The following is a 9,779-nucleotide window of genomic DNA, read 5'->3' on the forward strand; positions in this document are numbered from 1 at the left end:
ACCGCGGACCCGGGAAAGAGCCCCGATGGGCTTCAATAATCCTGGGATTCCGTGGTCGCAGCTGGAGGGGACGCTCTCCGGCCGGCGTCATCTGCACGTCGTCGACCCGCTGGCGATCGATGCCGACGGTGGTGACTCACCGGCGTGGACCCGCAAGCGCCCGCGCTACGAACCGCCGCCGGAGCCGCCGCCCGAGCAGGCCACGGTGCCCTACGCCGAGCTGCACTGCCACTCCAACTTCAGCTTCCTCGACGGGGCCAGCCACCCCGAGGAGCTGGCCGAGGAGGCGCGTCGGCTCGGGCTGACCGCGCTCGCGATGACCGACCACGACGGCTTCTACGGTGTCGTGCGGTTCTCCGAGGCGGCGCGGGCGCTCGGGTTGCCGACCATCTTCGGTGCGGAGCTGTCGCTGTCCGAGGGGGTGCGTGGCAAGGACACGGTGATCCGCTCCGGCGAGCCCGACCCGCACGGGCGGCACCTGCTGGCGCTGGCGCACGGCACCGAGGGCTACGCGCGGCTGTCGGCGGTGATCGGGCAGGCGCAGCTCGACGGCGGTGAGAAGGGTCGGCCGGAATACGGCACGTTGGAGGACGTCGCCGACCAGCTACGCGACCACGTGCTGGTGCTGACCGGGTGTCGCAAAGGGACGGTGCCTGCGGCGCTGCTCACGGAAGGGGTCGACACGGCGGCGCGGGAGCTCGACCGGCTGGCCACGTTGTTCGGGGCCGACAACGTCGCGGTCGAGCTGACCGACCACGGCGATCCCACCGACGGCGACCGCAACGACGCGCTGGCCGCGCTCGCCGCCCAGCGTGGGCTGCCGACGGTCGCGACCAACAACGTCCACTACGCCACGCCGGCGCGGCGGCGGCTGGCGACCGCAGTCGCGGCGGTGCGGGCCCGGCGCAGCCTCGACGACATCGACCCCTGGTTGCCCGCCGCGGCGACCGCGCACCTGCGCACGGGTGCCGAGATGGCAGAGCGGTTCGCGGCCTACCCGGGCGCGGTGGCGCGGGCCGCCGAATACGGGCGCGACCTGGCCTTCGACATCCAGTTGGTGGCGCCGAAACTGCCCGACTATCCGGTCGATCCCGGTGAGTCCGAGATGGACCATCTGCGCAAGCTGACCATGGAAGGGGCGCTGATCCGCTACGGGCCGCGAGAGGCCCACCCGGACGCCTACCGCCAGATCGACTACGAGCTGAACATGATCGAGCAGCTCGGCTTTCCGGGCTACTTCCTGGTCGTCTACGACATCGTCAAGTTCTGTCGCGACAACCGGATCTACTGCCAGGGCCGGGGGTCGGCCGCCAACTCCGCGGTCTGTTACGCGCTGTGGATCACCAACGTCGACGCCGTCCAGCACGGGCTGCTGTTCGAGCGCTTCCTCGCGCCGGAGCGCGACGGGCCGCCCGACATCGACGTCGACATCGAGTCCGACCAGCGGGAGCTGGTCATCCAGCACGTCTACCAGAAATACGGGCGGCGGCACACGGCCCAGGTCGCCAACGTGATCTCCTACCGGCCGCGGTCGGCGGTGCGCGACATCGCCAAGGCGTTCGGGTTCTCGCCCGGCCAGCAGGACGCGTGGAGCAAGCAGATCGACCGGTGGGGCTCCGTGGCCAAGGTCGACGTCGACGACATCCCGGAGCATGTCGTCGACTTCGCCAACGAGCTGCAGACCTTTCCGCGGCACCTGGGCATCCACTCCGGCGGCATGGTGATCTGCGACCGGCCGATCATCGAGGTCTGCCCGGTGGAGTGGGGCCGGATGCCCGGCCGCACCGTGCTCCAGTGGGACAAGGACGACTGCGCCGTCATCGACCTGGTCAAGTTCGACCTGCTCGGGCTCGGGATGCTGTCGGCGCTGCGCTACGCCTACGACATGATCGAAGACGATCTCGACATCAGCACGATGCCGCTCGACGACCCCGAGATCTACGACATGCTGTGCCGCGCCGACTCGGTCGGGGTGTTCCAGGTGGAGAGCCGGGCCCAGATGGCCACGCTGCCGCGGCTGAAACCACGCGAGTTCTACGACCTGGTGGTCGAGGTCGCGCTGATCCGGCCCGGCCCGATCCAGGGCGGCTCGGTGCACCCCTACATCCGGCGCAAGAACGGCCAGGAGCAGTGGCAGCACGACCATCCGCTGATGGCCAAGGCGCTCGACAAGACGCTCGGCGTGCCGCTGTTCCAGGAGCAGCTGATGCAGCTCGCCATCGACGTGGCCGGCTTCGACGCGTCCGGCGCCGACCAGTTGCGCCGGGCGATGGGTTCCAAGCGGTCCGCCGAGAAGATGGCCCAGATCCGCGACCGGCTCTACGCCGGCATGGCCGAGCGCGGCATCACCGGCGCGCTGGCCGACGACATCTTCCTCAAGCTGTCGGCGTTCGCCAGCTACGGCTTCCCGGAAAGCCACGCGATGAGCTTCGCCTACCTGGTTTATGCCAGCTCGTGGCTGAAGCGCTACCACCCGGCCGCGTTCCTCGCCGCGCTGCTCAACGCCCAGCCGATGGGCTTCTACTCGCCGCAGACCCTGACCGACGACGCCCGCCGGCACGGCGTCGAGGTGCGCCGCCCCGACATCAACGCCAGCAACGCCCAGGCGATCCTGGAGTCCACGAAGGCCACCCGCTGGGGCAGCGCGCCGGGGGAGCCGCCGCACCAGTGGGGCCTGGGCGGTCCCGCGGTCCGGATCGGCCTGGCCGGCGTACGCACCATCGGCTCCGACCTGGCCGAGAAGATCGAGCAGGAGCGGGTGTCGGGCGGGCCTTATCGCGACATGTCCGACCTGGCCCGCCGGGTGGGCCTGACCACCGGCAACATGGAGGCCCTGGCCACCGCCGACGCCTTCGCCTGCTTCGGCCTGACCCGCCGCGAGGCACTGTGGGCGGCGGGCGCCGCGGCCCAGGAACGACCCGGCCGACTGCCCGGCACGACCGCCGCGACCCAGGCGCCGCAACTGCCCGGCATGGACCAGGTCGACCGCCTGGTCGCCGACGTCTGGGCCACGGGCCTGTCGCCCGACAGCCATCCGGCCCAGTTCATCCGCCCGCAGTTGGCCGCGGTCGGCGCGATCCCGATCGCCCGCCTGGGCCGCTGCGAAAACGGCCAACGCGTCCGCGTCGGCGGCATCGTCACCCACCGCCAACGCCCGGCCACCGCGGGCGGGGTCACGTTCATCAACCTCGAGGACGAGACCGGGATGCTCAACGTCACGTGCTCGCAGGGGTTGTGGCAGCGCTACCAGCGGGTGGCTCGGCGCAGCGCGGCGCTGGTCGTCCGCGGGCGCCTGGAGATGGCGGAGGGGGTGGTCAACCTGCGCGCGGACAGACTCGACGCCATCACCCCACCGGTCACACCGGCCTCGCGCGACTTCCGCTGAGGGAGCAAGGGGCCGGCTTTCCCGGGTCCGCCGTGGGGCGCGACCGTCGGACACCGCTCGCACCGCGTCGCCGCCAGATCCGCGCTCGCGGTCGCGGGTCCGGGCCCAGACCAGCGCAGCCGTCGTCTTTAAGCAGCAGGCCGCTGGACGCAGGTCCGTTGCCGGCGGGGTAGGCGATTCCGGCCTGGGCTGATCACTCCGTTTGATTGTCCGGCTCGGGATCGGTCGCAGATCCGGGATCCGCGAGTCCATCGGCGCCATTGGTGACGCCAGACCCGCCGGGCCCGCCGCCATCGGGGCCGAGCAGTGAGTCCGCCATCGTCTCGGCCAGCCAACCCTCGAAATGGTCAAGCGACCAGCGCCGCCGGCGGACCAACCTGTAGAGGACGTCCGGGGAGGTCAAGGTCCACAGGACGTCGGCGGCGTCCTCGATCGAGAGCCCGGCCCGCAGCCCGAACCGGCTCGCGACATGCCGGGCGATGTTGCTCGTGCCGATCGCCCGCTCGTTCTCGATCGTGTCGATGAACGACCGGACTTCCCGGTCGCCCGCCGCGCCCTCGGTCAGCAGGATCGGCACGAGCGGCCCGATCCGTTCATAGATCTCCCGGCTCATCCGGGCATAGAGGGCCAGACATTCCCGCGCGTCGGCGGCGGCCAGCAGCGCCCGACCCGTCGGCCGTTCGATCATCGGGATCGGGTCGGTGTCGCCGGCGATCGTCACGTCGTACACGGCCTTGAGCACCGCGGCCTTGCCGCCGACCGTGTTGTAGACGGTCTGCACGCTGACCTGCGCCCGGGCCGCGATCGCCTCGACCGTCGTGCCGTTGTAACCACGGCGGACGAACAGCGCCCGGGCCGCGTCGAGCACCCGCTGCCGGGTGGCGCGGGACTGCTCGGCGCGGACCGTGCTCTGGTATCGCCGCGAGGTCACGCCTCTAGTTTTCCAGCGGCACCGAAACCCGCGGGCGAAGGACGCGGGAGGGCGCCGACCTGCCAGAGCATCCCGATCTCGTCGCGGATGCCCCAATGCTCGACCAGGAAACCGCCGGACTCGCGGTAGAGGTGCATGGTGTGCATCGCGTACGGCTTCCCCGTCGGCGCGAAGCCCAGCATGTCGACCTCGTTGACCCCGTGCGCGGTGGCCCGGATCGCCACCTTGTCGCCGGCGGCCACGATGTCGTGGACCTCGTACGAGATCCGCAGCGCACCCGTCACGTACCCGAGGATCTGCAGATAGCCCTCCCGCCCCTGCGGCGCCCACGGCGGCGCGCCATGGTCGACGAAGTCCTCGGCGACGAGTGGGCCGACGGCGGCGATGTCGCCGGCGTTCATCGCGTCGAGCACCCCGCGGGCGAGCTTCTCGGCGAGCGTCATCCCGATCTCCCTTTCGCTGGAAGTTGCTTCAAATGATTGGAGCAACGCTCCAACCGAATGCCAAGGAAACTGGAGAGATCCGCGACGCGGCTCCACCCAACCCCGGATCGGTGCCCACGCCGCACCGGCGTCCGACCGTTAGGCTCGGCGCGTGGAGCGAACAACGGTCCGTCCCGGCCCCCGCACCGCGGTCGTCTGGCAGGTGCTGCGCCGCGAGCTCGACCGCGCCCCCGAGGGTGGGCTCACCATCCTCGACGTGGGCGGCGGCACCGGTGGGTTCGCCGTGCCGCTGGCCGAGGCCGGCCACCGCGTCACCGTCGTCGACGCCAGCCCGGACGCGCTCGCGGCACTCAACCGCCGCGCCGTCGAAGCCGGTGTCGCGCCCCGGGTGCGGGCCGTCCAGGGCGACGGCGAAGCACTGAACGGCCTGGTCAGCCCGGGCTCCGTGGACCTCGTGCTGTGCCACGCCGTGCTCGAGGTGGCCGACGACCCGCGCGGCGTGGTCGCCGCGATCGCCGCCGCGCTGCGGCCCGGAGGCGCCGCGTCGGTGCTGGTCGCGTCCCGCGCCGCCGCGGTGCTGGCCCGAGCCACCTCCGGCCACCTCGCGGCCGCGGCCGCGCTGATCGCCGACCCGGACGGCCGCACGGGCCCGCGCGACACGCTGCGCCGCCGCTACGACGCCGACGGGGCCGCGGACCTGCTCCGCGGCTGCGGGCTCGCGGTCGAGGACATCCACGGCGTACGCGTCGTCGCCGACCTCGTCCCCGCCGCCGCGGCCGACGAGGACCCGCACGCGCTGCTCGACCTGGAGCTGGCCGCCTCGGCCCGCCCGCCATATCGGGACATCGCGGCCCAGCTGCACCTGCTCGCCCGCCGCCCCGCCGACTCGGCATGAGCGAGCGGAGCGAGCGCGGCCAGCTCAGTGAGCCTCGCTCTTGCTCCGTCGACCGCAGGGAGACGGCGGCATGAGTGAGTTCGACCAGGTCGTCCCGAGGTACGGCGCCGACAGCCTCATGGACGTGCTGCCGAGCGCGCTGGCCCAGCTCGGCGTGCCCGGCTGCACCGACATCCTGGGTTTGGAGCTCGACGGCGTACACCGGATCGCGGTCCTGCTGATCGACGGCCTCGGCTGGCACCAGATCCCGACCGCCGCCCCGTTCGCGCCGACGCTCACGGACCTCGCCGCCCGCGCGCCCAGGATGATCACCACGGGCTTCCCGTCGACGACCCCGACCAGCCTGGTCTCGCTCGGCACCGGCGCCAGCCCCGGCACCCACGGCGTACTCGGCTTCCGCGTCGCCATCCCCGGCACCGACACCGTCCTGACCCACACCCACTGGCGCGCCGACCCGGACCCCGCGGTCTGGCAGCCCGTACCCACCCTGTTCGAGAAAGCCGCCGCCGCCGGCCTGTCGGTCAGCGTCGCCAACCGCCCGGAGTTCACCCACAGCGGCCTCACCCTGGCGGCCAACCGCGGCGCCGCCTACCGCCCGGCCACCGACGTCGACGAGCTGGCCGCGCAGGTCGTCGCCGGCCTGGGCCACGCCGGCGACCCGCCCGCGCTGTCCTACGGCTACTTCCCGGACCTGGACCGCTACGGCCACGTCTTCGGCGTCGACTCGGAACCCTGGCGCACGGCCGCCGCCGAGGTAGACCGCCTGCTCGACCGGGTCCTCGACGGCCTGCCCGCGGACGCCGCGCTGCTGGTCACCGCCGACCACGGCCAGCTCGACGTGCCGCCCGACCACCGCTTCGACTTCGACGCGGACCCGCGCCTCAACGCCGGCGTCCGGGTGGTCGCCGGCGAGCCCCGCGTCCGCTACCTGCACACGCTGCCCGGCGCCACGGACGACGTGCTGGCCACGTGGACCGAGATACTCGGCGACGCCGCCTGGGTCGCCCACCGCGACGAGGTCATCGCCCAGGGCTGGTTCGGCCCGGTACCCGACCGCAACCTCGCCCGCATCGGCGACGTCGTGGCGATCTGCCACGGCACCCACGCGGTCGTCGCACCGGAGTCCGAACACGCGATCAAGTCGATGCTGATCGCCTACCACGGCTCCTACTCGGCGGTCGAGATGGAGATCCCGCTCCTCGTCTCACGAGCACGCCCATAAGACCTTGAGGATCCGGTCCCGGGCTCGCGGCGGTCCAGACCGTCGCTCCCGCCGGACACCGCTCCGCTTCGCTCCGCTGCCAGCTCCGCGTCAGCCCGCGCTCAAACCGAAAGACGCGTAAGCAACAAACGCCCTTCCCGGAAAGGTCGAGCCCGCGCGGCCCATCGTCGTCCGGCAGACGAGGTGCGCGCGGGAGATCCTGCGTGACCCGAGACCAAGAGGTGCGGTTGACGCGCTCCCACCGCGCAGCGCTATGCGGCAAGGTCCGTGGTCGAACAGCGTGAAAGCGCCGGCGGTTCGTCGTCAATAAGCGGATCCGGTGCGCGTGGGAGATCCTGCGTCACCCCAAGACCAAGCAGTGCGGTTGACGCCCCTGCCGGGCAGCGCTGTGCGGCAAGGTCCGTGGTCGAACAGGGCGAAACGCGCGGTCCGTCGTCAACAGCAGGCGCGGTGCGGTGGGAGATCCCGCGACACCCGAGACCAACAGGCGCGGCTGACGGGCTCCTGACGGGCAGCGCTCTGCCGCAAGGTCCACGTCTGAACAGGGTGAAAACGCCCGAGGTTCGTCGTCGACGAGCAGATCCGGTGCGCGCGGGAGCTGCCGGTCACCCGATTCCAGCAGGTGCGGTTGACGCACTCCCGCCGGACAGCGCTCCGCCGCGAGGTCCGTGGTCGGACAGCGCGAAATCTGTGTCCCGGAGCGATCCTTGCGGCGTCGGTTTCGTCGTACCCCCTGGATAGCCTCTTCTTCGTGGGACGCAGTCAGGTGGTGCCGCGCGGGGGTGATGCGCGGTTCGGGGCCGGGGCCGATGACACCGGGTGCTCGATCCTGCACGTCGACATGGACGCGTTCTTTGCGTCCGTCGAGGTGCGCAAGCGGCCTGACCTGGCCGGGCGGCCGGTTGTCGTGGGCGGCGTGGGTCCGCGCGGGGTGGTGAGCTCGGCCAGCTACGAGGCGCGGGCCTTCGGGGTGCGCAGCGCCATGCCGACCGCGCGGGCGCGGGCGCTGTGTCCGGGTGCGGTGTTCCTGCCGGTCGACGGAGCCGCCTACGCCGAGGCGTCGCGGGCCGTGATGGCGATCTTCCATGACGTCACGCCGCTGGTTGAGCCGCTATCCGTCGACGAGGCGTTTCTCGACGTGAGCGGGGCGGGGCGACTACTCGGCTCGCCGGCGGCGATCGCGGCGCTGATCCGGCGGCGGGTGGCCGAGGAGCTGGGGTTGAGCTGCTCCGTGGGTGTGGCGTCGACGAAGTTCGTGGCCAAGCTCGGGTCCGCGCGGGCCAAGCCCGACGGCGTGATCGTGGTGCCGCGGGACCGGGTGCTCGAGTTTCTGCATCCGCTGCCCGTCGACGCGTTGTGGGGCGTGGGGGAGAAGGCGGCCGAGGTGCTCCGGCGGCTCGGGCTGGCGACCGTCGGCGCGGTGGCCGAGGCGCCGGTCGGGATGTTGCGGTCCGCGTTGGGCGACGCCGCCGCCGCGCACCTGCACGAGCTCGCCTGGGGGCGCGATCCGCGGCGGGTGAGTGTCGAGCACGTCGAGAAATCGATCGGGGCTGAGGTTACTTTCGACACGGACGTCGCCGATTCCGAAGTGATCAAGCGGGCTTTGTTGGAACTCTCCACCAAGGTCGGAGTTCGACTACGCCGGGCCGGGCAGGCCGGCCGGACGGTTTCGATCAAGGTGCGGATGGCCGACTTCCGCACCGTCAACCGCTCGCGCACCATGGGCACCCCGACCGATGTCGCGCGGGAGATTTTCGCTACGGCGTGGGCGCTCTACCAGGCGCTTCGGCCGGGTGACCGCATCCGGCTGGTGGGTGTGCGGGTGGAGGGGCTGGCGGGTGCGTCGGGTGCCGTGCGGCAGCCTGAGCTGGGTGCGCCCGAACACGGTTGGCGCGAGGCTGAAGCGGCGGCTGATGCGGCAGCTGCCCGATTCGGGCGATCTGTCGTCCAGCCGGCCAGCCTCCTCACGGGCGAACGGATGGAAATTCGACCCCGGCCGTCGGTCGTCCCGCTTTCCGACCCGCGAAGCCCCTCGTAGACTTGCGGGTAAGCAGTCGCTTGACTGTCACGGTCTGTCGGCCCGCCCGGGTCGACCTCGCGACCGGGGAGGAGTGCCGTGCCGCTCTCTGAGCACGAGCAGCGGCTGTTCGAGCAGATCGAGCGGTCGCTTGCCGAGGATCCCAAGTTCGCCTCGGCCGTGCGTGCCAGCGACCCGCGTTTCCACGCGCGGCGTCGTCTGCTGTTGGCCGCCGTCGTGATCATCGCTGGCCTGGCCCTGGTTGTCTTCGGCACGGTGAACAAGACACCGCTGCTCGGCGTGGCGGGTTTCGTCATCATGCTGGGTGCCGCGGCGTTCGCCATGCAGTCGCACCGCAAGGGCCAGCAGCCCGACCTGCACGTCGTCGGTGGCACCGCCAGCCGCCGCACCCGTGCCAGGCGCTCGGGGCTGCTCGACCGTCTCGAGGAGCGCTGGCGCCAGCGCCCCGAGGGACACCGCTGACAATCCGCTGCGGCGGCGCCCGGGCCGCCACATCGGGGTATATCTCTGGTGGCGTCGGACCATGCGTCCGACGCCTTTTTGCGTCCTCGTCAGCCCCCGCCGGGCACGCTTTCGCCCAGCCCTGACCACCGCCATCACCGCCGTCGGGCGACCTCGGCACGGCTCAGAGACGCCAGGCCTTAAGTGCCGGCCAAGATCACCGTGACCCCTGCATCCGGCCTGGTGGATCGACCGGCCGGGGTCGCCCTTGGGCCGCGGTCGGGCCTTCGCGAAGCGGTTCCGGGAGACGGCGGGTGACTCGCCGGCGCCTGTGCGGTGCCTACCTGGACGGCGATCTCCTCACGGACCGACCTGCACGGCACGCCTGAAACGCCGGACCCGTCGGCGGTGCACGCCTGAAACG

7 protein-coding genes are annotated in these 9,779 nt (G+C 71.8%); 5 read left to right on the top strand and 2 right to left on the bottom strand.

What is annotated here, in order from left to right:
- Positions 1 to 25 precede the first annotated feature (25 nt).
- A complete protein-coding gene (locus Air01nite_RS06310) occupies positions 26 to 3,385 on the top strand; it encodes an error-prone DNA polymerase (protein ID WP_203700891.1) in 3,360 nt (1,119 codons plus the stop codon).
- A gap of 193 nt (positions 3,386 to 3,578) precedes the next feature.
- On the opposite strand, the gene Air01nite_RS06315 is transcribed toward Air01nite_RS06310, so the two are convergent.
- Positions 3,579 to 4,316 carry a TetR/AcrR family transcriptional regulator gene (locus tag Air01nite_RS06315; RefSeq protein ID WP_203700893.1) on the bottom strand — a complete coding sequence of 246 codons (738 nt, stop codon included), beginning with the start codon at positions 4,314 to 4,316 and terminating at the stop codon, positions 3,579 to 3,581.
- Positions 4,313 to 4,759: an ester cyclase gene (locus Air01nite_RS06320; RefSeq protein ID WP_203700894.1), complete on the bottom strand. Its 447-nt coding sequence runs from the start codon at positions 4,757 to 4,759 to the stop codon at positions 4,313 to 4,315. Before Air01nite_RS06320 ends, Air01nite_RS06315 begins: the two co-directional genes overlap by 4 nt.
- Before the next feature lie 151 nt (positions 4,760 to 4,910).
- On the opposite strand from Air01nite_RS06320, the gene Air01nite_RS06325 reads away from it, so the two are divergent.
- The 4 genes from Air01nite_RS06325 (at position 4,911) to Air01nite_RS06340 (ending at position 9,376) form a co-directional block, all read left to right on the top strand.
- A complete protein-coding gene (locus Air01nite_RS06325) occupies positions 4,911 to 5,654 on the top strand; it encodes a methyltransferase domain-containing protein (RefSeq protein ID WP_203700895.1) in 744 nt (247 codons plus the stop codon).
- Positions 5,655 to 5,724: 70 nt separating this feature from the next.
- The gene (locus Air01nite_RS06330) at positions 5,725 to 6,876 is read left to right on the top strand and encodes an alkaline phosphatase family protein (protein WP_203700896.1); all 1,152 of its coding nucleotides are present in this window, start codon (positions 5,725 to 5,727) and stop codon (positions 6,874 to 6,876) included.
- Positions 6,877 to 7,627: 751 nt separating this feature from the next.
- On the top strand, positions 7,628 to 8,914 hold the full coding sequence (locus tag Air01nite_RS06335; RefSeq protein WP_203700927.1) for a DNA polymerase IV: 1,287 nt from the start codon (positions 7,628 to 7,630) through the stop codon (positions 8,912 to 8,914).
- A gap of 78 nt (positions 8,915 to 8,992) precedes the next feature.
- Positions 8,993 to 9,376, top strand: a complete 384-nt coding sequence (locus Air01nite_RS06340; protein WP_203700897.1) for an SCO2097 family morphological protein — start codon at positions 8,993 to 8,995, stop codon at positions 9,374 to 9,376.
- The last annotated feature ends 403 nt before the right edge of the window (positions 9,377 to 9,779 follow it).

The organism is Asanoa iriomotensis, from assembly GCF_016862515.1.
GTDB classification, from domain to species: Bacteria; Actinomycetota; Actinomycetes; order Mycobacteriales; family Micromonosporaceae; genus Asanoa; species Asanoa iriomotensis.